Origin of the sequence: Lutibacter flavus (assembly GCF_900188355.1) — a bacterium.
Lineage (GTDB): Bacteria > Bacteroidota > Bacteroidia > Flavobacteriales > Flavobacteriaceae > Lutibacter > Lutibacter flavus.
Genome location: NZ_FZNX01000001.1, coordinates 629,850 through 651,160 on the forward strand (window position 1 = coordinate 629,850; position 21,311 = coordinate 651,160).

A 21,311-nucleotide genomic window follows, 5' to 3' on the forward strand; every position below is an offset into this window, starting at 1 on the left:
TTAAAATCAAGTTTAGAATTAACAAAACTAAATACTATATTTGCATCGCTAAAAAATTAAATTATGAAGGCAGGAATTGTAGGATTACCAAATGTTGGAAAATCAACATTATTCAATTGTTTATCAAATGCAAAAGCACAAAGTGCGAATTTTCCATTTTGTACGATTGAACCAAATGTAGGTGTTGTAAATGTTCCAGATAGTAGAGTAGCAAAATTAGAAGAATTGGTAAAGCCAGAACGAGTTCAAATGGCAACTGTTGATATTGTTGATATTGCAGGTTTGGTTAGAGGAGCAAGCAAGGGGGAAGGTTTAGGGAATCAATTTTTAGCTAATATTAGAGAAACAGATGCAATTATTCACGTTGTACGTTGTTTTGATAATGATAATATTGTACATGTTGACACAACAGTTGATCCTGTTAGAGATAAGGAAACAATTGATATTGAATTGCAGTTAAAGGATCTGGAAACAGTAGAAAAAAAACTGGAGCGTGTTAAAAAAACGGCTCGTACAGGTAATAAAGATGCACAAAAAGAGCAAGATGTGTTAGAAAGGGTTAAAGCAGGATTAGAAAGTGCAATTTCTGTTAGAGCAATTGAATTCACTGAAAAAGAACGTGAAGAGTACATTAAACCGATGCAATTTATTACTGATAAGCCTGTATTATATGTTTGTAACGTAGACGAAAATTCGGCAGTTGATGGTAATAGTTATGTTGACGCTTTAAATGAAGCTGTAAAAGATGAAAATGCAGAAGTAATTGTATTGGCAGTTGGAATGGAAGCAGATATTACAGAGTTAGAAACTTTTGAAGAGCGTCAATTATTTCTAGAAGATTTAGGGTTAAATGAACCAGGAGCTTCCGTTTTAATTAGAACAGCTTACAAACTATTAAATCAGCAAACTTATTTTACTGCTGGGGTTAAGGAAGTTAGAGCTTGGACAATTAATATAGGTGATACTGCACCTCAGGCGGCTGGAGTAATTCATACCGATTTTGAAAAAGGATTTATTAGAGCGGAAGTTATTGCTTATGATGATTTTGTAAAATACGGAAGTGAAGCAAAAGTAAAAGAAGCTGGTAAAATGCGTGTTGAAGGGAAAGAATACATTGTAAAAGATGGTGATGTTATGCATTTCCGTTTTAATGTATAACATTGTATATTAAAATATAAAAAAAATCGCCTTATTTGAGGCGATTTTTTTTTGAGTCATTATATTTTTTTAGTTTCATTAACAATCAAAAAGTTGGGAGCTTCAAATTTTTCCATCATTGGTAGTATTGGTCGGATTTCAACAATAATATTGGCATATTTTATTTTAGATGAAAAACTTTTTTTCTTACAGGTTTTAGGAACTGTTATTGTGATTTTTGGAATAGGAGTGATATCTTATAAAAAGAGAAAAACAAGACCTAAATTAGATTGAAGTTTGTTCAATTACTGTTAATAACTATTTTAACAGAGTTTTTTGCCTTTTTTATAGCAAAATAGTACATTAGCACTTCTTCAAGAATTTTACATAATAGATGGCAGAACAAACTAAGTATACCGAGGACAATATTCGTTCATTAGACTGGAAAGAGCATATTAGAATGCGTCCTGGAATGTATATAGGTAAATTAGGTGATGGTTCTTCACCCGATGATGGAATTTACATTCTAATTAAAGAAGTTTTAGATAACTCTATTGATGAGTATGTAATGGGTGCCGGAAAAACCATTGAGGTTGCTGTAAAAGGCGAAACAGTTACCGTTCGTGATTATGGTCGTGGTATTCCTTTAGGTAAAGTTGTTGATGTTGTTTCTAAAATGAATACAGGTGGAAAATACGATTCTCGGGCATTTAAGAAATCAGTTGGGTTAAATGGAGTGGGTACAAAAGCTGTTAATGCATTATCCTCTTATTTTAAGGTTCAATCTATAAGAGATGGGCAAACTGCTTTTGCAGAATTTTCAGCTGGAAATATAACTCTTGAAGAAAAAGCTCAGGAATCTTCGCAAAGAAAAGGTACCAAAGTTACTTTTATTCCGGATAATACAATTTTTCCTAAATTCAAATATAGAAATGAATATATAGTGAAAATGATTAAAAATTATGTGTACCTGAATACAGGACTTACCATAATTTTTAATGGAGAAAAGTACTTTTCTGAAAATGGATTGAAAGATTTATTAGAAGAAAATATTGCAGATGAGTTTATGTTATTTCCAATAATTCACTTAAAAGGTGAAGACATTGAAGTAGCATTAACGTATAGCAAAGCTCAATATAGTGAAGAATATCATTCTTTTGTAAATGGGCAACATACAACACAAGGTGGTACGCATCAAAATGCGTTTAGAGAGGCAATTGTTAAGACAGTTAGAGAATATTTTGGAAAAAATTATGAAGCTTCAGATATTAGAAAATCGATAGTTTCAGCTGTGAGTGTTAAAGTTATGGAACCTGTTTTCGAAAGTCAGACAAAAACAAAATTAGGTTCAACTGAAATGGGTGGGGATTTACCAACTGTTAGAACATTTATTACAGACTTTGTAAAAACTAAATTAGATAACTATTTACATAAAAATCCTGATGTTGCTGAAAAAATTCATAAGAAAATATTACAAGCAGAAAAGGAACGTAAAGATTTATCAGGTATTCGTAAATTAGCCCGTGAACGAGCTAAAAAAGCTAGTGTGCATAATAAAAAATTACGGGATTGTAGGGTTCATTTAAATGATTTAAAAAAGGACAATAGATTAGAAAGTACCTTATTTATTACTGAGGGAGATTCTGCAAGTGGTTCCATAACTAAATCAAGAAATGTAAATACACAAGCTGTTTTTAGTTTGCGTGGAAAGCCTTTAAATTCATACAATATGAGTAAAAAAATAGTGTATGAAAATGAAGAATTTAATTTATTGCAGGCTGCATTAGATATTGAAGATGGTTTAGAGAATTTACGTTATAACAATATTGTAATTGCAACCGATGCCGATGTAGATGGAATGCATATTAGATTATTATTGATTACATTCTTTCTTCAATTTTTCCCTGAATTAATTAAAGAAGGGCATTTATATATTTTAGACACACCTTTGTTTAGAATTAGAGATAAAAAACAAACTTTTTATTGTTATACCCCTGAAGAAAAACAAGATGCAATTAATAAATTGAAAGGGAAACCTGAAATGACTCGATTTAAAGGATTAGGTGAAATTTCTCCGGATGAATTTGTACATTTTATTGGAGATGATATTCGATTAGATCCGGTTATGCTAGATAAAGAAATGTCTATTGATAAAATGTTGGAATTTTATATGGGGAAAAATACTCCAGACCGACAAAAATTTATCATACAAAATTTAAAAGTTGAATTAGATATAGTAGAAGAAGTCTAATATGGCAGAAGAAAACAACGAAGAAATAAACGAAGAGTACGGAAATCAAGAGACCATTACTAAGGTAACGGGAATGTATAAAGATTGGTTTCTGGATTATGCATCCTATGTAATTTTAGAAAGAGCAGTACCTGGAATAAAAGATGGTTTTAAGCCAGTTCAACGTAGAATATTACATTCTATGAAAGATTTAGATGATGGACGTTATAATAAAGTAGCTAACATTGTTGGGCATACAATGCAATATCACCCTCACGGAGATGCTTCAATTGCAGATGCAATGGTACAAATTGGACAGAAAGATTTGCTAATTGATATGCAAGGAAACTGGGGAAATATTTTAACTGGTGACCGCGCGGCAGCTTCTCGTTATATTGAAGCACGTTTGTCAAAATTTGCTTTAGATGTTGTTTTTAATCCAAAAACTACGGATTGGCAATCATCTTATGATGGCAGAAGAAAAGAACCCGTAGATTTACCAGTAAAATTTCCAATGTTATTGGCGCAAGGGGCTGAAGGAATTGCAGTTGGGCTTTCAACAAAAATTTTACCTCATAATTTTAATGAACTTATTGATGCATCTATAAAACACTTAAAAGGAAAAAGTTTTACTTTAATACCAGATTTTTTAACTGGTGGTATTGCAGATGTTTCTAATTATAACGATGGAAAAAGAGGCGGTAAAATTAGGTGTAGAGCAAATATTTCTCAAGTTGATAAAAAGACACTAGTAATTACAGAAATACCTTTTGGAACTACTACGTCTTCATTAATTGATTCCATATTAAAAGCAAATGATAAAGGCACAATTAAAATAAAACAAATTGAAGATAATACTGCGGCAAATGTTGAAATATTAGTACACTTACCAGCTGGTATTTCACCTGATAAAACAATTGATGCTTTATTTGCCTTTACCAGTTGTGAAAATCCCATTTCACCGTTATGTTGTGTAATTGACAATAATAAACCAGTATTTATTGGAGTTTCTGAAATTTTAAAACGTTCTACTGATCTTACAGTAGATTTATTAAAGCAAGAATTAGAAATTCAATTAAATGAATTAGAAGAACAATGGCATTTTGCTTCTTTAGAGCGTATTTTTATTGAAAATAGAATTTATCGTGATATTGAAGAGGAAGAAACTTGGAAAGGTGTAATTAAGGCAATTGATAAAGGTTTAAAACCACATATTAAACATTTAAAAAGAGCAATTACTGAAGATGATATTGTTAGATTAACAGAAATTAGAATTAAAAAAATATCAAAATTTGATATTGATAAGGCTAAACAATTCATAGAAAGTTTAGAAGAAAAGATTGCCGTTGTGAAAAATAATTTAGCAAATTTAATTATGTATGCAATTGACTATTTTAAAGAGTTAAAAACTAAATATGGTAAAGGAAAAGAACGTAAAACGGAGATTCGATTATTTGATGATATTGTTGCTACAAAAGTAGTAATGCGTAATACCAAATTATATGTTAATAGAGAAGAAGGTTTTGTTGGAACTTCCTTAAAACGTGATGAATATGTAGATGATTGTGCTGATATTGATAATGTTATTGTTTTTAGAAAAGATGGTGTAATGATGATTACAAAAGTAGATACTAAAACTTTTGTAGGTAAAGATATTATTCATATTGCAGTATTTAAAAAGAACGATAAAAGGACTGTTTACAATATGATTTATCGAGATGGAAGGAATGGACCTAATTATATGAAACGTTTCAATGTTACGAGCGTTACTCGTGATAAAGAATACAATTTAACAGCTGGAAACAAAGCTTCGGTTGTTCTTTATTTTACAGCAAACCCAAATGGAGAAGCAGAAGTGATTACCATAAATTTACGCTCTGTTGGAAGTGTTAAAAAATTAAAATGGGATATTGATTTTTCTAATTTAGCAATAAAAGGAAGAAGCTCAAAAGGAAATATTGTTTCAAAATATGCTATAAAAAAAATAGAATTAAAATCTGAAGGTGTTTCAACTTTAAAACCTCGTAAAATTTGGTTTGACGAAACTGTTCAACGTTTAAATGTTGACGAACGTGGAGAATTATTAGGGGAGTTTAAAGGCGAGGATAGGTTATTGATAATCAATCAAAAAGGAATTGTAAAAACAATTAAACCAGAGTTGACAACACATTTTGATAATGATATGATTGTATTGGAAAAATGGATTCCTGAAAAACCAATTTCTGCAATTTATTTCGACGGAGAAAAAGAACGTTATTATATCAAACGTTTTATGATTGACAATCCTAATAAAGATGAAGTTTTTATATCGGAACACCCAAAATCTCAACTAGAAATTGTTTCTACAGATTATAGACCAATGGCGGAAATAGTATTTTCTAAACGTAGTTTAGAGAATATTGAGGTTAACTTGGAGGAGTTTATATCAGTAAAAGGAATAAAAGCACAAGGAAACCAATTAACTACGGATAAAATAAAGACAGTTAATATGTTGGAGTCTTTGCCTTACGAAGCTCCAATTATTGAGGAAGTTGAGGTGATAGAAGAAGAGATTGTTGATAATTTCCCATTAGAGGATATAGAAATAAAAACGTCGATTGTTGATAAAAACAAAAAAAAACCGACAATAATTCCACCGAAAAAAAAGATTGATGAAGATCCTGATCAAGTAACACTTTTTTAAAAGTTACTTTAACTTTTCATAAAAAGTAAATTCGTATTCTTTTAGTAATTCTGGGTGTGCAATTTTTATAAGGTCTTTTAATACTAAATCTGGTCGGGCAGGAGCCAATTCAAAATAAATGATTCCACCTTTTTCTCCTCGTTTATTTACAAAAGAATAAACTTCCTTATTTTGAAAAGCCTTAAATTGTGAATAGATATCATTGGCGGTTTTTATTTTCTTGAACTTTATGCTTCCTTAAAAACAATTTAACAAAAATTAAAATACCATAGAGTGTTTTAAATCTACCATTTATAGCGTTAACTATGTAATTTTCTTAAAGCTGATAAATATCATTTAATTAGAACTACATTTACCATCTAACTAAAAAAGTTTCTTTACATTCTCCACAAGTAATTGAGTTGATTCTATCTTAACTTTTTAAATAAATTAATTGCAGATGAAACAAAAATTACTTTTTGCAAGTGTCTTATTTTTGACATTTATTCAATTTACCGAAGCCCAAAACACCACAAGTGCTTATTTAGTAAGAGCAACCACTGGTGTTGCAGGATCGTCAGAAACTATTACAGCAAACAACAAAAGCTATACAGTACAGCAAAGTATTGGACAAGCCAGTGCCATAGGAACTTTTAGTGCTGAAAACTATACGGTACGTCAAGGTTTTATACAGCCCAATGTATTGGCGAAAATTAGAGATACAGCCATTCCTTTAATTTTAGAAGCTATTGTATATCCAAATCCATTTGTTGAAGGTGTTACCATCTCTTTTTCAGAACAAATTTCTAACAAGGTAGAAGTTGCTGTTTTTGATGTATTGGGACGCTTGGTTTTTTCCAATACCTATGCAGCAGAACAAAACCTAAAGGTGCAATTTGAAAACCTTTCAGTGGCAGATTACATATTAAAGGTAACCGCTAACAACAAACAATTCATAAAAAAAATACTTAAAAAGTAAGCTGTAATTAAGTATTGCTTTACTTATTTTTTTTATTAAATAAAATAACAACCAAACAAACTCACCAAATCAATATGAAAAAAATTACTTTAATACTAATGCTATTAATCGCAACCATTGCCACTGCGCAACAATTGTATGTTGAAGGCGGAAAATCATCAACTTCATTTGAGTACACAAATTCACAAGGAAATAGCCTGGATAACCTACAAGCTACCACAAATAGTTATATGGCAGTAGGTTATAGCAACCAATTGCTTACAAAAAACTTGCGTTTAAATGTAGGATTGGATTATTCAAGTTATGGTGCAATAGGAAGCGACCAAGCAGTAGGAAACTTTATGGAGTGGAACGTAAACTATGCAGGACTAAATGTAGGATTGGATTATAACCTTTTTAACATAAAAAAAGCAAGTGTTTATGTAAAAGGAGGGATGTCCGCTGCATTTTTTGTTGAAGGAACTCAAACATTCAACAACAGTGTGATTGATTTAAAAAACAATGATGACTTTGATACCACTTTAGTTGCGATGCAACTAGGCGCAGGATTTTCACACCCTATATCAGAAGATCTTTCTTTTTATGTGCAATATCTATATGGAAAAAGTTTAGATATGGCTTCAGGCGATGCGGAATTAAAAATTTCAAGTAAAAATATTGGTTTTGGATTGTTAATAAACATTTCCAAAAAAACAGCAAATACAGAACCAGCAAACTAAAAAATCAAGACAAACTAACACATAAAACAAGCAATTATGAAAAGACTACTACTTTTAATGCTATTAATAGTAACGGTATTTCAAGGTTTTTCACAAACTAAAGGAATTAGTTACCAAGCGGTTATCTTAAATCCGAACCCACAGGAACTACCAGGGCAAAATGCACAAAACAATATTTTGGTAAACAGCGCAGTTTCCATACAATTTACAGTTGTAAATGCGTCGGGTACAGAAGAATATCAGGAACAACACAACACAAGTACCGATAAGTATGGTATGATCAACCTTTTAATAGGAACTGGATCGCCAACGAGTAGTGCTGATTTTACAGATATTTTTTGGGATGGTATCACAAAGAAATTAAAAGTTGGGATTGATTTTTCAGGAGGTACTAATTTTAGTGCTTTAAGTGAGCAAAACTTAACGTATATGCCTCAACCTGCTACGCAGGAAACCACACAATTAATTGTGGATAATGCAGCTTCAATTTTAGCAGAGAAAGCGAGAGCAATTTCAGCCGAACAAACAAATACAGCTGCCATTGTATTAAATACAGCTAAAATATCATATCCAGGCGACCAAGATATTTCAGGAATTGCAGTAAATGCAGCAGGAATTTCAGCTTTAGAAAGTGAGCAAACTACTCAAAATAATGCGATTTATTTAAATACTGGTAAAGTTGGAATTACAACCGGTCAGGCAACTACTATAAGTAATACAACAGGAATTAATACAGGCGACCAAGATATTTCAGGAATTGCAACCAATGCAACTGGGATTTCAGATGAAGCAGCAAGAGCAGGATCAGCAGAATTAGCGAATGCTGGTGCTATTTCAACTATCCAAGGAGAGCAAACTATTCAAAATACATCAATTGGGTTAAATACTGCCAAAGTTGGCATTACAATAGCTCAGGCAACTACTATAAGTAATACAACAGGAATTAATACAGGCGACCAAGATATTTCAGGAATTGCAACCAATGCAACTGGGATTTCAGCTTTAGAAAGTGAGCAAACTATTCAAAATACATCAATTGGGTTAAATACTGCCAAAGTTGGCATTACAACAGCTCAGGCAACTATAATTAGCAATACAAGTGGAATTAACACAGGTAACCAAAATATTTCAGGAATAGCAATTAATGCAGGAGCTATTTCAACTATTCAAGGTGAGCAAACAACTCAAAATGATGCAATAGATTTAAAAGAAAATGCTATAACTGCAACAACACAGGGCCAGATTAAAGTATGGAATGGTACAAAGTGGATTGTTTCTACAGATAAGATTGGAATTGGTAATGCTGCAGGAAGTACTTCGCAAGAACCTAATGCTTTAGCTATTGGTACTCAAGCCGGTACTTCAACGCAAGGTGGAAAGTCAATAGCCATTGGTTATCAATCAGGTATGACTACGCAAGGATGGAATGCCACTGCCGTTGGTCAAGAAGCCGGTAAAACTAATCAACAAGGTAATGCTGTAGCTATTGGAAATGTAGCTGGTTATAATGCTCAAGGGGGTGGAGCAATTGCAATAGGTATACTAGCAGGTTATGAAACTCAGGGGAGTAATGCAACAGCTGTGGGTAGTAAAGCAGGATATTATTACCAAGGAGAAAACGGAGTGGCAGTAGGTATTAATTCAGGAAGACAATATCAAGGTACAAATGCAGTTGCTGTTGGTAATGAAGCAGGAAACGGTAGTCAAGGTGCTAATTCAGTTGCTTTGGGAATTACTGCCGGGCAGATATCCCAAGGTGTAGATGCTGTGGCAATAGGAAATAATGCAGCAAGTTCTTCTCAAGGCACTAGTGCAGTAGCAATAGGATTGCAAGCTGGTCGTTCTAATCAAAGTGCAGATGCTGTTGCAATAGGAACCCAAGCTGGAGGTTATAATCAGGGAACATCATCTATAGCTATTGGAAGGCTAGCAGGTAAAACCAATCAAGCAGCTAATTCCATAATATTAAGTGCATCTGGGATAGAGTTAAATTCGGCTACGGAAGGTTTTTACGTTGACCCAATAAGAACTGTTACTGCTTCAGGTGCTAATTATTCATTATCATATAATTCAGCTACAAAAGAAATATTTTTAAATGATGGTGCACAAATAAGTGGAACTAACACTGGTGATGAAACTTTAACAACAATTAAAAATAAATTAGGCATAAGCACATTAAGTGGATCTAACACAGGAGATCAAACCTTGCCAACATTATTAAGTTTAGGTGCTGTTGCAAGTAATGTAGGTATTACAGGAGGCACAAATACAAAAATCACGTATGACGCCCAAGGTTTGGTTACAGCAGGAGCTGCTGCAACTACCACAGATATAGTTGAGGGTACAAATTTATATTATACCGAAGCAAGAGTAATAGCCAATACTGCAGTAGTAGCGAATACAAGTCATTCAACTTTAACAAATAACCCACATGCTGTAACAAAGGCTCAAGTTGGATTGGAAAATGTTGAAAATACTAAAGTTAATTTAAGTGCTACAGCTGCTCCAATTGCAACAGATGATTCAACATTAGGTTATTCAGTTGGTTCAAGATGGATAGATGTTACCATTGGGAAGGAATATGTTTGTTTAGATGCCACTGCAACGGTAGCCGTGTGGGTAGAAACTACAGGTGGAAGTAGCAATAATTATGCAGGTACTTCAACCACATCAATTGATTTAAGTTCTTTTGGTGGATGTATGACTTATCCAAGTTATGGTTGTGCAAGCGGAACAGCAACTTTAACTACCAGTTTACCATTATCTTATACCGCTGGTATGAGAGTTAGAATATCAGAAACTACAAATCCTACAGTTGAATTTATAGAAGGAGTTATTCAATCTTATGATGGTGAAACGATGGTTATAACTATTGATACATTAATATCTTCAGCATCAGGAACATTTTCTAGTTGGACTATTAATTTGGGTGCTGGTTTACCAGGAGTTCCAGGTATGCTGGGACAAATGGGACAAGGTTATGGAGGTACTTCCACAACAAGTAATGATATAACAATTGGAGTAAAAACGTTTACTTTAGATAATATGTATTATGCGTATAGTGTTGGGATGCGGGTTCGTTTTGCAAATTCAGCAACTAATTATGTAGAAGGGCTAATAACTTCATATGATAATTCTTTATATGATATTTCAATTAATGTAGATTATATTTTAGGTGCAGGTAATTTTTCAGATTGGACAGTTGGTATTGCTGGTGATCCTGCAACTCAAGATTTAAGTAGCTATGCTACAAAAGACATGGCAAATGCTACGATTACAAATCTAGCAGACCCTACAAACGCCCAAGATGCCGCTACAAAGGCGTATGTAGATGCATTAGAAGCTAAATTAACAGCTTTAGAAGCAAGAATAACTGCTTTGGAACCTTCAGCACCATCTGCAACACTCGCAATAGGCGATAGATATCAAGGAGGTATAATTGCATACATTTTACAACTAGGAGACCCTGGTTATGTAGCTGGAGAAAGTCACGGTCTGATAGCAGCTGAAAATGATCAAACGCCATTAGGTCTAGGTATAGAGTGGATAACCGGAGTTTCTACGCAAACAACTTTAAATGGCAATACTTTAGCTGCTATAGGCACAGGACAAGCAAACACAATTGCGATGATGAATCAAGCTGGTTATATTGGAGGAGCTGCAAAACTTTGTGATGCTTATTCAATTATAGATGGAGGAGTTACGTATAACGATTGGTTTTTGCCTAGCAAGGACGAACTGAGCACTATGGCTCTTAACAGGTATGCTATTGGAGGATTTGATTTAACCGGAGGTCTTCCTACCACCTCTTTCTACTGGAGTTCTACAGAGAACGATGCCAATACCGCGTGGGCAAATTATTTTGTCCGTGATGTTCAAGTTATCAATAGTAAGGCCTACAGGTACAACGTGCGTGCTGTTCGGGCTTTTTAGTTACCTGCCTTCCGGCAGGCAGGTTTATCAATTTAATTATTTATCAAATATAAAATTAAAGCCACACAAGCGTCAATTTTAAAAATATAAAACCAATGCTACCGTAAAAAGGTGGTGTTGGTTTTTTTGTTATAGTAAAAAAGTAACTTAATCCGTCATTACGAGGCGCGATAGCAACGAAGTAATCTGTTACTTTGCAGTTCTACTCATGAGATTGCTTCTTTCCACTTCGTTTCAATCGCAATGACGGATAAGATTACTTCAACTTTTCAAAAAAAGTAAATTTATAATCTTCCATTAACTCAGGATGGGCAATTTTAATTAGGTCTTTTAGCACTAAATCTGGTCGGGCAGGAGCAAGTTCAAAATAAATAATTCCGCCTTTTTCACCACGTTTATTTACAAAGGAATAAACTTCTTTATTTTTAAATGCTTCAAAATTGGAATAGATATCATTTGCTTTTTTAATTTCTTCTAGGGAGGTATAAAAACTAGGTGAAATCCATAAATTGGCATCTTTTCCTTTCTCAAAAACATTTTCAATATTTAAAGATAAACTTCCTTTTCCTTTCGAATCTTTCCATAAATAATTTGTATTTGCATCTTTTAAAAAAGTAGCTTCAAAGCTGTCGCCAGCAGGTAAATTCCAAATGTCTTTAAAGAGTCCCCCAGAAATAATTGTAGGTGTATTTTTAGATTTTATGGCAGTGTTTTTAGCTTCTATATAATTCTTTTCAATAGTATTAAAAATACTATCTGCTTCTTTTTCTTTATCAAATAAAACACCAAAAAACCGAATCCATTCTGCTCTTCCTAAAGGAGTTTCTTCTAGCCAGTCACCATTTAAAATTACTGGAATTCCCAAATTTTCAATGGTGGTAAACATTTTATTGTTGCTGTTTATTGAAAATCCAACAACTACATCAGGTTTTAAATTTATTAACGATTCAGTATTTATATTTTCTTCGTTTCCAAGATCTATTATTTTACCATCTTCAATTAATTTTCTAGTTTTAATTGAAGAAATATAATCTGAATTAGGATAGCCAACCAGCTTATTTTCAACTTGTAATAATTCTAACATTGGAATATGAGTGGTGCTGGTTACAACTATTGAATTTATAGGAGTTGCTATTTCTTTAAAGTTATTTTTTGATTTAGTTTTTGTAAGAATAAATTCAAAAGTTTCTTTAGAATTTTGATATGGAGCTTTAATAATTAGCTTTTTGTAATTCGTAAAAGATTGAATTTCAAAGCCTTTTGCGTATTTAATAGTGCTTTTAGAGTTGACTTCCTTTAGTTGAGATTTACTTTTCACATCATTTTTACATGATACAGAAATTAAAAATAAAATTAAAACACTTAATAATTGGTACGTTATAGACTTCATTATAAATATAATTTTTGCAAATGTAATATTTTAGAAAATTAATAGTACTAATTACTCTTATTTTAATTAATTTCGCAGCTGATTATGGTTCCTACACTATACTTCAGTATAGATTAAGTGAAAAGGGAAGTTGGTTAAACTCCAACGCTGTACCCGCAACTGTACGCTTTGTCGATTTTGTTCGATGGTTGTTATTACTCTTTAACCACTGTTCTTTAAGAATGGGAAGGTAAATAACAATACGCAAGCCAGGAGACCTGCCAAAATCTTTATAGTTCAAACTTTCGGGAGAAAGGTTTGAGTATGTGGAAATACTTAAAACTTACCTGATTAATTTATTAATTAATTCAAACAAAGTAAAATGAAAAAATCATTTCATTTAAGTTGGGTATGCCTTATTATGGTATTCACCAATTTATTTGCTCAAGAAAAAAAGCAAGAAGTTGAGCAATTAAACGAAGTTGTAGTAACCGCAACAAAATTTGCAACAAAAAAAGAACTTGTAGGTAAAATTATTTACCAAATTAAGGCCAAAGATCTTGAAAACTTAAAAGGTCAAACAGTAGTTGATGTTTTAGATAACATTTCTGGAATTCACATAAATGGCAACAACAGTTCTGCCGGAAAAAATAAAAGTACTTATATTAGAGGAGGAAGAGACCGTCATTTTTTAGTACTAATTGATGGGGTTCCAGTTAACGACCCTTCTGGAGTAAACACTACTTTTGATTTACGATTATTAACATTAAGTCAGGTTGCGTCTATTGAAGTTATGAATGGTGCTGCAAGTACATTATATGGTTCTGGTGCTGCAACCGGAGTTATTAATATTACTTTAAAGGATGCTAATAAAAAACCTATTTCATTGAATTATCAAACCTCTGTAGGTACTAATAATTCTCAAAAAGATTCAAAAATTAATTTTAATGAGATTAATCAAAATGTATCTGTTAATGGGGCTTTGAACAAATTTAATTATTTAACATCTTTCAATATTTCAAAAACAGATGGTTTATCAGAAGCTAGTGATGAGAATAGCACTGATAAATATGGAAGTGATGCGCTAAAAGCAAGCAATGCATTTATGAGAATTGGTTATAATTTTAATAATGATTTAAGCATTAAATTATTTAGTAATTATGATAAAAACACCTACGATTACGATGCAGGTGCTTTTTCTGATTCAGATATAAATAATGGTGAAAATGAACAAGTTAGATTTGGGATTTCATCGAATTATAAGTATACCAAAGGAAGTTTAAAATTAATTGTTTCTATGAATAAAATTGATAGAATGTTTGATAGTTATAATGGTTGGACTCTAGAAACAGATCATTATGAATATACTGGTAAAACATATGTTATTGATGCTGTTAATAATTATAAATTTTCAGAGGAAATACAATTAATAACAGGTTTAAATTATCAGAAACAAAGTAATTTAACTAACAGTCCGTATGGAAATATTGACGAGAATATAGCTAATTACGAAACAATAGATCCTTATGCGACAGTAGTTTATAATTCATCAAATGGATTTAATATAAACGGTGGACTTCGATTAAATAACCATAGCGAATATGGAAATCATTTTGTTTATAATGTAAACCCATCTTTTAATTTCACTAATAATTTTAGAGTTATTTCTTCATTAAGTACTGCTTTTATTGCACCAAGTACTTACCAATTATTTTCGCAATACGGTAATGTAAATTTAGATCCGGAAGAAACTAAAACTGTTGAATTGGGATTAATTTATTCAAAGGGCCAACTATTTGAAATTAACTCGGTTTTCTTTTATCGAGAAGAAGATAATGCTATTATTTTACCAGATTATATTACCTACCAAAACGCAACTGAAACGTTAAATGCAAAAGGTATAGAAACTGAGCTTAAAATAAATGCATTAAAAGATGTTTCTTTTAGATTAGGGCATACTTATACTAATAAAAGTGCAGATTTGGATTACATTCCTAAAAATAAATTCACAGCTTTAATTGAAACCAGTTCAATTAAAAACAGCTATGTGTCATTGCGCCTAAAAAATATTTCTGAACGAACATATTTTGATCAGTGGGGAACAGGAGAGAATATTAATTTAGATGCTTATAATTTAGTTGATTTATATGGAAGCCATAATTTAATAAAAGATAGGCTTTCTGTATTTATTCAAGTGAACAATATTTTTAATGAAGATTATGTTGAAACAATTGGATATACTACTAGAGGAAGAAATTTTAAAATTGGATTAGATTTTAATTTTTAAGATATAATAAGATAAAAAATGTCATTCTAAATGAAATGAAGTATCTAATTTTAGATAGATTTTTTAACAACATTTAGAATGACATTTTTTTTACATAAAACTTTTCACTTCATTTTTTATAAATGAAAGAGCAGTTGTAGATGGAGGAGAAGTATTTAACATTCTCTTTAATATTGCCTCTCGCAATTCTTGAGCATTTGTAATTATGGAATCATCAGCTGTATTTTTAATAATTTGCATAGTTGCATTTTTTGATGCAATTATAACATTCCAGCATTTATCTGAGATATAAATTTGTTGTGATAAATTATGTTCAAACTCTTGTTCAATTGTATTTATTAAGCTTTGTAAATAAGCATCTTTATCATTATTTATTGAAGTAACCCGTAGCAATAAATTAGAAGGATTCATTCGTTCTAAAAACAACGTCATTCTTTCGTATGCTTGTAATCTTATAGGTAAAGAATGCTTTTGATTCTCTTTTAGCAATGTAATCTTTAATTTCCGTACTTCAGAAGCAGTATAATTTTTAAAAAAATAATAGGCCACAAATCCAGTAACAATTGTTGGTATAGTATAACTCAATAAATCAATAATTCTATTTATTTCCATAATGTTTTATTTCATTTCAAAAATAGACATTGTTATAATAACATACAATTATGATTTAATAATTATAAATTATTTTATTGCTAAATTTTTTTGAATAAAATCTGATCATTTTAGAGTGTAACAGTTGTTACATTCTAAATGAAAAATTATGATAATTGTCAGTGTTAGTAGGTACGAATCTTTCTAATTTTGTTGTGTAACAATTGTATAATAATTATATTTAAAGCAATAAATGTTACATAACAAGGAATATTAAACAAATATTAAATTATGAAAAATTTACTAAAATTGGCAGTTCTATTATTTACAACTGCAACTTTTGCTCAAGCAGGACACATTATGCAAGGTGTTGGTGCGGTTAATATGTCAATGGGTGGGGCTTCTACAGCGCAACCAATAGATATAAGTGGAGCTCTACAATGGAATCCAGCATCTATCTCAACTTTTGATAATAAAATAATGAATTTTGATTTAGGGTTGTTCTTTTCTTCTCCAGAATTATCTTCAACTTATGGTCCGCTTTCTGGTGTGACTGAGGATGATAGAGGAGTATCTCCTATGCCTGCATTGGCAATGGTTTGGGGTAAAGAAGATAGCAAACATACTTTTGGAGCTTCTGCTTTTGGTATTAGTGGTTTTGGTGTAACATTTCCAGAAAATATTAACTACCCACAAGATAGAATGGGAAATCCAAATCCAAGTTTTGATCAAAATTCACCTGTTAATCCTATTAATTTCCCTCAAATGGCAGGAGGTTTTGGTCATCTTGAATCAGATTATATGTTGTTACAAGTAGGATTTACTTGGGCTTATGAAATTTCTGAGAATTTCTCAATAGGAGTGCAGCCAACATTTAATTATGCAGCGTTGGAATTAGCACCAAACCCAATAGCTTCTCCAAGTCAAACATTAGGTTATCCAGTAAGTGATAAAGCGAGTGCATTAGGTTTTGGAGCACAAGTTGGTTTATTTTATGAATCTGATGGAGGATTTAAATTAGGAGCTTCATATAAAACAACACAATCATTTGGTGATTTAGAATTTAAAAACACTTATTTAGATGGATCATCAGCTCCTGATGCTTCATTTAATATGGATTATCCAGCAATATTATCATTTGGTACTGGTTATTCTAACGAAACAATAGATTTTGCATTGGATTATAGAATGGTAGATTATGAAAACACTGATGGTTTTTCTGAAAAAGGTTGGGTGATTGCTGATAATGGTTTCCCTTCAGGTGCGGTTAAAGGTTTTGGTTGGAAAAACATCAATATAATTTCAGTTGGTTTACAATATAAAGGAATTGAAAAAATGCCTTTAAGAGTTGGTTATACTTATAGTAGCAACCCTATTGAAGACGAATTGGCATTTTTCTCTACACCAGCAACAGCAGTAATTGCAAATGCATTTCAATTAGGTTTTGGATATGAATTTAGTGAAAACTTTACCTTAAACGGCGTATATCATTACGGCTCTAGTGATGGGAAAACTGAAGGAACATTGTTAGATCCAACTCCTGATGTTATGGGAGGTCCTTGGAATGCGACTACAAACCCACTTGGTATTATCCCAGGTTCTAAAGTTGGTTACGAAATGACAACTAGTATGATAATGTTTGGAGTTTCATATACATTTACAAAATAGTAATACAATCACAAGTTAATTTAAAAACGGCTTCTTAGGAAGTCGTTTTTTTGTGCTATATATTAAAATTAACAAATTAATTCTTGTTTATTTGTAAACCAAAATTTTACAAATGCTAATTAAAAGGAATAAATCACTTATTTTATATTCACTATTATTATTTGTAATATCTGCAATATATGGTTTGTTGTTGAGATGGAACTTTGCCTTTCCAACTAAAATTATTTCGTATAAAAATTTATTACAAGGGCACTCACATGTGGCTTTTTTAGGTTGGGGTTACTTAGCCCTTATTGGAATTCTTTTGTGTTTATTTATAACAAAAGAAAAACAAAAAAACAACATATATAATATAACAATTATTACAATTATCATTACCATTTTTTTAATGTTAATTAGTTTTATAGCAAGTGGATATAAAGTTTTTTCTATTGCGCTTCTTTCTATATTTGGAGTAGTTTCATATGTGTTATCCTTTAGGTTATTGAAAGATATATCAGGAATAAGTACTTCACATAAATTAATCAGATTTGGTGTTTATTATTATTTAATTTCGAGTTTAGCAACTTGGTTTTTAGCATTTGTTATTATAACTCAAGGTAAAACGGAATTGTATTATAATACGGTTTATTTTTATTTACATTTTTTATACAATGGTTTTTTTGTATTTGTTTTGTTTGGTATTTTATTTAAAATTTTAGAAAATCAAGAGATAATAATTTCAGAAAGACTTAAAAAGAACTTTTTTATATATTTAAATGTAGCTTGTATACCGGCTTATGTGCTTTCAGTGTTATGGAGTACTAACAATTTAGCTTTTAATAGTGTTGGATTTTTTGCAGCAATATTGCAATTAATTTCATTAGTAATTTTATTTAGAATTTTAAAACAAGCCTATGTGCAACTTCAATGGAATTATATTTCAAAGTTACTGTTGAAATATTCAATGGTGGCGTATGCATTAAAAATAGTTGCTCAATTGGCATCATCATTACCTTATTTTGTTTCAAAATCATTGGCATTAAAGCCATTTTTTATCATTGGATATTTACATTTATTTACGTTGGCATTTATGAGTGTTTTTATTCTATTAATTTTAAATCAACTAAAAATTATTAGCTTTAAAAAACTAAGTTCAAAAATAGGAATAGGTTTATTCCTTTTAGGAGTTTTATTTACAGAATTGCTGTTATTTTCACAAGGATTTTTAATATTGCTGCAATTAAAAGCTATCAATTATTACAATCAGTTGCTATTAGCGGTTAGTTTTCTTATTGTTGTAGGATTGATTTTTATTTTTAGTAGTCAGTTTATAAAACAACGAAATATTATAAAATAAACATTGTCAATAACTTTTATTGCCAAACTAAACATGTAATAGTACATTTGAATTTTAAAGATTTCCTGTGAATAATTACTTAGAAAACCTTAACGAATCTCAAAGAGAAGCCGTTGTACATAAAGACGGTCCAATGATAATAATTGCTGGTGCTGGTTCAGGTAAAACGCGAGTTTTAACCTATAGAATTGCGCATTTAATGAATCAAGGAATTGATCCATTTAATATTTTATCGCTCACATTTACCAACAAAGCCGCACGAGAAATGAAAGATCGTATTGGTACTGTTGTTGGTTATTCTGAAGCAAAAAACTTATGGATGGGAACTTTTCATTCTGTTTTTGCAAGAATTTTACGTTCTGAAGGTCATCATTTAGGTTTTCCTTCAAACTTTACAATTTATGATACTCAGGATTCCGTTCGCCTGATTTCTTCCATTATAAAAGAAATGGCATTGGATAAAGAAATTTATAAGGCTAAAAAGGTTTTAAGTAGAATTTCTTCTTTTAAAAATAGTTTAATTACGGTTAAGGCTTATTATAACGATCCAGAGTTGAAGGAAGCTGATAAAATGGCGAGACAGCCAAAAATGGGTGAAATTTATCATCAATATGTAGAGCGTTGTTTTAAAGCAGGAGCAATGGATTTTGATGATTTATTGCTTAGAACTAACGAATTATTAACACGTTTTCCAGAAGTTTTAGCAAAATATCAAGATAGGTTTAAATATATTTTGGTTGACGAGTATCAAGATACCAACCATTCTCAATATTTAATAGTTAGAGCATTGGCAGATCGTTTTCAAAATATTTGCGTGGTAGGTGATGATTCACAAAGTATTTATGCATTTAGAGGGGCTAATATTCAAAATATTTTAAATTTTCAGAAGAATTATGATGATGTTAAAATTTTCAAATTAGAACAAAATTATAGGTCAAGTAAAAATATTGTTGAAGCAGCTAATAGTGTTATTGAAAAAAATAAAACAAAACTAGATAAAGAAGTTTGGACAGATAATAGTGAAGGTTCCAAAGTAAAAGTGATGCGAACTGTTACGGAAGTAAAAGAAGGTCGATTTGTTGCGAATTCAATTTTTGATAATAAAATGAATTTGCAGCTTCAAAATTCTGAATTTGCCGTTTTATATCGTACAAATGCGCAGTCAAGAGCCATTGAAGATGCTTTACGTGAGAAGGATATTGATTATGTTATTTATGGTGGACTTTCATTTTATCAACGTAAGGAAATTAAAGATATCTTATCCTATTTAAGATTATTGATTAACCCTAATGATGAGGAGGCTTTAAAACGTGTAATAAATTACCCTGCAAGAGGAATAGGAGCAACTACACTTGATAAATTATCTGTTGCCGCAAATCATTATAAAAAATCAATTTTTGAGCTGCTTTGTAGTTTAAATAAAATTGATCTAAATTTAAATTCAGGAACAAAAACAAAGTTGATAAACTTTGTTACAATGATAAAACATTTTCAAATTGAAGCGCAATCTAAAAATGCTTTTGATGTAACAGATTTTGTTGTAAAACAAACAAGAATAGTTCAGGAAATTGAAAAAGATGGAACTCCGGAAGGAGTTAGTAAAGTTGAAAATATTCAGGAATTATTAAACGCAATTAAAAATTTTACTGAAGAGCAGAAAGAGAAAGAAGAAGACGATTCTTTAGCCTTCTTTTTAGAAGATGCAGCTTTAGCATCGGATTTAGATAAAAAAGCAAAAGATGATTCTCCAAAAGTTTCATTAATGACAATTCACCTGGCAAAAGGATTGGAATTTCCGTATGTTTATATTGTTGGTTTAGAGGAAAATTTATTTCCATCAGCAATGAGTATGAATACAAGAAGTGAATTAGAGGAGGAGCGTAGATTGTTTTATGTTGCATTAACAAGAGCAGAAAAACAAGCCTATTTATGTTATTCTCAAAATAGATATCGCTGGGGAAAATTAGTAGATTGTGAACCTAGTAGATTTTTACAGGAAATAGATGAAAAATATTTGGAGTATTTAACTGTTAAGGCTCCGGAGCCTATACAAAATAAGTTTATTAACGAAGATATTTTTGGAAGTGTTCCTCAAAATAAGATACGATTTAAAAAGCCAATTCAACGCACTCCAATTAAGAAAAGCACAGCTCCAAAAATTGAATTTCAACCGCCAAAAAACTTAAAAAAAGTTTCTAAGACTTCGGCTACAAATAGCAACTTGTTCGACAATAATATAGTTGTTGGAAACGTTGTAAATCATACAAAGTTTGGAAAAGGAGAGGTTATTAGTTTAGAAGGCTCTGGAGCAAACCAAAAAGCAGAAATAAGATTTGCAAGTGTTGGTGTTAAAAAGCTGTTGTTACAGTTTGCTAAGCTTTCAATTATTAGCTAAAA

At 31.2% G+C, this 21,311-nt stretch carries 13 protein-coding genes and 1 riboswitch; of the genes, 11 read left to right on the forward strand and 2 right to left on the reverse strand.

What is annotated here, in order from left to right; translation table 11 throughout:
• Positions 1–63: 63 nt before the first annotated feature.
• The 7 genes from ychF to CHB63_RS02770 all read left to right on the forward strand — a co-directional run bounded on the left by ychF (position 64) and on the right by CHB63_RS02770 (position 11,660).
• Positions 64–1,158, forward strand: coding sequence for a redox-regulated ATPase YchF (gene ychF, locus CHB63_RS02740; protein ID WP_089376888.1), 1,095 nt, complete (start codon positions 64–66; stop codon positions 1,156–1,158).
• 51 nt (positions 1,159–1,209) lie between these two features.
• A complete protein-coding gene (locus tag CHB63_RS17455) occupies positions 1,210–1,431 on the forward strand; it encodes an EamA family transporter (RefSeq protein WP_089376889.1) in 222 nt (73 codons plus the stop codon).
• Positions 1,432–1,531: 100 nt separating this feature from the next.
• Positions 1,532–3,388 (forward strand): DNA topoisomerase IV subunit B, encoded by a 1,857-nt coding sequence (locus CHB63_RS02750; RefSeq protein ID WP_089376890.1) that lies wholly within the window; start codon positions 1,532–1,534, stop codon positions 3,386–3,388.
• A 1-nt stretch (position 3,389) separates the two neighbouring features.
• Positions 3,390–6,050, forward strand: a complete 2,661-nt coding sequence (locus CHB63_RS02755; protein ID WP_089376891.1) for a DNA gyrase/topoisomerase IV subunit A — start codon at positions 3,390–3,392, stop codon at positions 6,048–6,050.
• A 439-nt stretch (positions 6,051–6,489) separates the two neighbouring features.
• Complete coding sequence (locus CHB63_RS02760; protein WP_089376892.1) at positions 6,490–7,008, forward strand: T9SS type A sorting domain-containing protein; 519 nt, start codon at positions 6,490–6,492, stop codon at positions 7,006–7,008.
• 74 nt (positions 7,009–7,082) lie between these two features.
• On the forward strand, positions 7,083–7,727 hold the full coding sequence (locus CHB63_RS02765; protein WP_089376893.1) for an outer membrane beta-barrel protein: 645 nt from the start codon (positions 7,083–7,085) through the stop codon (positions 7,725–7,727).
• A gap of 36 nt (positions 7,728–7,763) precedes the next feature.
• Complete coding sequence (locus CHB63_RS02770) at positions 7,764–11,660, forward strand: DUF1566 domain-containing protein (RefSeq protein ID WP_141107246.1); 3,897 nt, start codon at positions 7,764–7,766, stop codon at positions 11,658–11,660.
• Between the two features lie 256 nt (positions 11,661–11,916).
• On the opposite strand, the gene CHB63_RS02775 is transcribed toward CHB63_RS02770, so the two are convergent.
• Complete coding sequence (locus CHB63_RS02775) at positions 11,917–13,050, reverse strand: ABC transporter substrate-binding protein (RefSeq protein WP_089376895.1); 1,134 nt, start codon at positions 13,048–13,050, stop codon at positions 11,917–11,919.
• A 68-nt stretch (positions 13,051–13,118) separates the two neighbouring features.
• A riboswitch (cobalamin riboswitch) is annotated at positions 13,119–13,329 on the forward strand.
• An 82-nt stretch (positions 13,330–13,411) separates the two neighbouring features.
• Between CHB63_RS02775 and CHB63_RS02780 the strand changes: the two genes are divergently transcribed.
• On the forward strand, positions 13,412–15,316 hold the full coding sequence (locus tag CHB63_RS02780; protein WP_089376896.1) for a TonB-dependent receptor plug domain-containing protein: 1,905 nt from the start codon (positions 13,412–13,414) through the stop codon (positions 15,314–15,316).
• A 90-nt stretch (positions 15,317–15,406) separates the two neighbouring features.
• Here CHB63_RS02780 and CHB63_RS02785 read toward each other — a convergent pair whose 3' ends face one another.
• Positions 15,407–15,928 carry a DUF7935 family protein gene (locus tag CHB63_RS02785; RefSeq protein WP_089376897.1) on the reverse strand — a complete coding sequence of 174 codons (522 nt, stop codon included), beginning with the start codon at positions 15,926–15,928 and terminating at the stop codon, positions 15,407–15,409.
• Between the two features lie 270 nt (positions 15,929–16,198).
• Between CHB63_RS02785 and CHB63_RS02790 the strand changes: the two genes are divergently transcribed.
• From CHB63_RS02790 to CHB63_RS02800, 3 genes are all read left to right on the forward strand, one after another.
• Complete coding sequence (locus CHB63_RS02790) at positions 16,199–17,575, forward strand: OmpP1/FadL family transporter (protein WP_089376898.1); 1,377 nt, start codon at positions 16,199–16,201, stop codon at positions 17,573–17,575.
• A gap of 112 nt (positions 17,576–17,687) precedes the next feature.
• The gene (locus CHB63_RS02795; protein WP_089376899.1) at positions 17,688–18,914 is read left to right on the forward strand and encodes a hypothetical protein; all 1,227 of its coding nucleotides are present in this window, start codon (positions 17,688–17,690) and stop codon (positions 18,912–18,914) included.
• A 67-nt stretch (positions 18,915–18,981) separates the two neighbouring features.
• Positions 18,982–21,309, forward strand: a complete 2,328-nt coding sequence (locus tag CHB63_RS02800) for an ATP-dependent helicase (protein ID WP_089376900.1) — start codon at positions 18,982–18,984, stop codon at positions 21,307–21,309.
• Positions 21,310–21,311 lie beyond the last annotated feature (2 nt).

Excerpts from the sequence above, each read along its gene's own strand:
- ychF (WP_089376888.1), top strand. The coding sequence starts at position 64 with ATGAAGGCAGGAATTGTAGGATTACCAAATGTTGGAAAATCAACATTA.
- CHB63_RS02750 (WP_089376890.1), top strand. The coding sequence starts at position 1,532 with ATGGCAGAACAAACTAAGTATACCGAGGACAATATTCGTTCATTAGAC.
- CHB63_RS02755 (WP_089376891.1), top strand. The coding sequence starts at position 3,390 with ATGGCAGAAGAAAACAACGAAGAAATAAACGAAGAGTACGGAAATCAA.
- CHB63_RS02760 (WP_089376892.1), top strand. The coding sequence starts at position 6,490 with ATGAAACAAAAATTACTTTTTGCAAGTGTCTTATTTTTGACATTTATT.
- CHB63_RS02765 (WP_089376893.1), top strand. The coding sequence starts at position 7,083 with ATGAAAAAAATTACTTTAATACTAATGCTATTAATCGCAACCATTGCC.
- CHB63_RS02770 (WP_141107246.1), top strand. The coding sequence starts at position 7,764 with ATGAAAAGACTACTACTTTTAATGCTATTAATAGTAACGGTATTTCAA.
- CHB63_RS02775 (WP_089376895.1), bottom strand. The coding sequence starts at position 13,050 with ATGAAGTCTATAACGTACCAATTATTAAGTGTTTTAATTTTATTTTTA.
- CHB63_RS02780 (WP_089376896.1), top strand. The coding sequence starts at position 13,412 with ATGAAAAAATCATTTCATTTAAGTTGGGTATGCCTTATTATGGTATTC.
- CHB63_RS02785 (WP_089376897.1), bottom strand. The coding sequence starts at position 15,928 with ATGGAAATAAATAGAATTATTGATTTATTGAGTTATACTATACCAACA.
- CHB63_RS02790 (WP_089376898.1), top strand. The coding sequence starts at position 16,199 with ATGAAAAATTTACTAAAATTGGCAGTTCTATTATTTACAACTGCAACT.
- CHB63_RS02795 (WP_089376899.1), top strand. The coding sequence starts at position 17,688 with ATGCTAATTAAAAGGAATAAATCACTTATTTTATATTCACTATTATTA.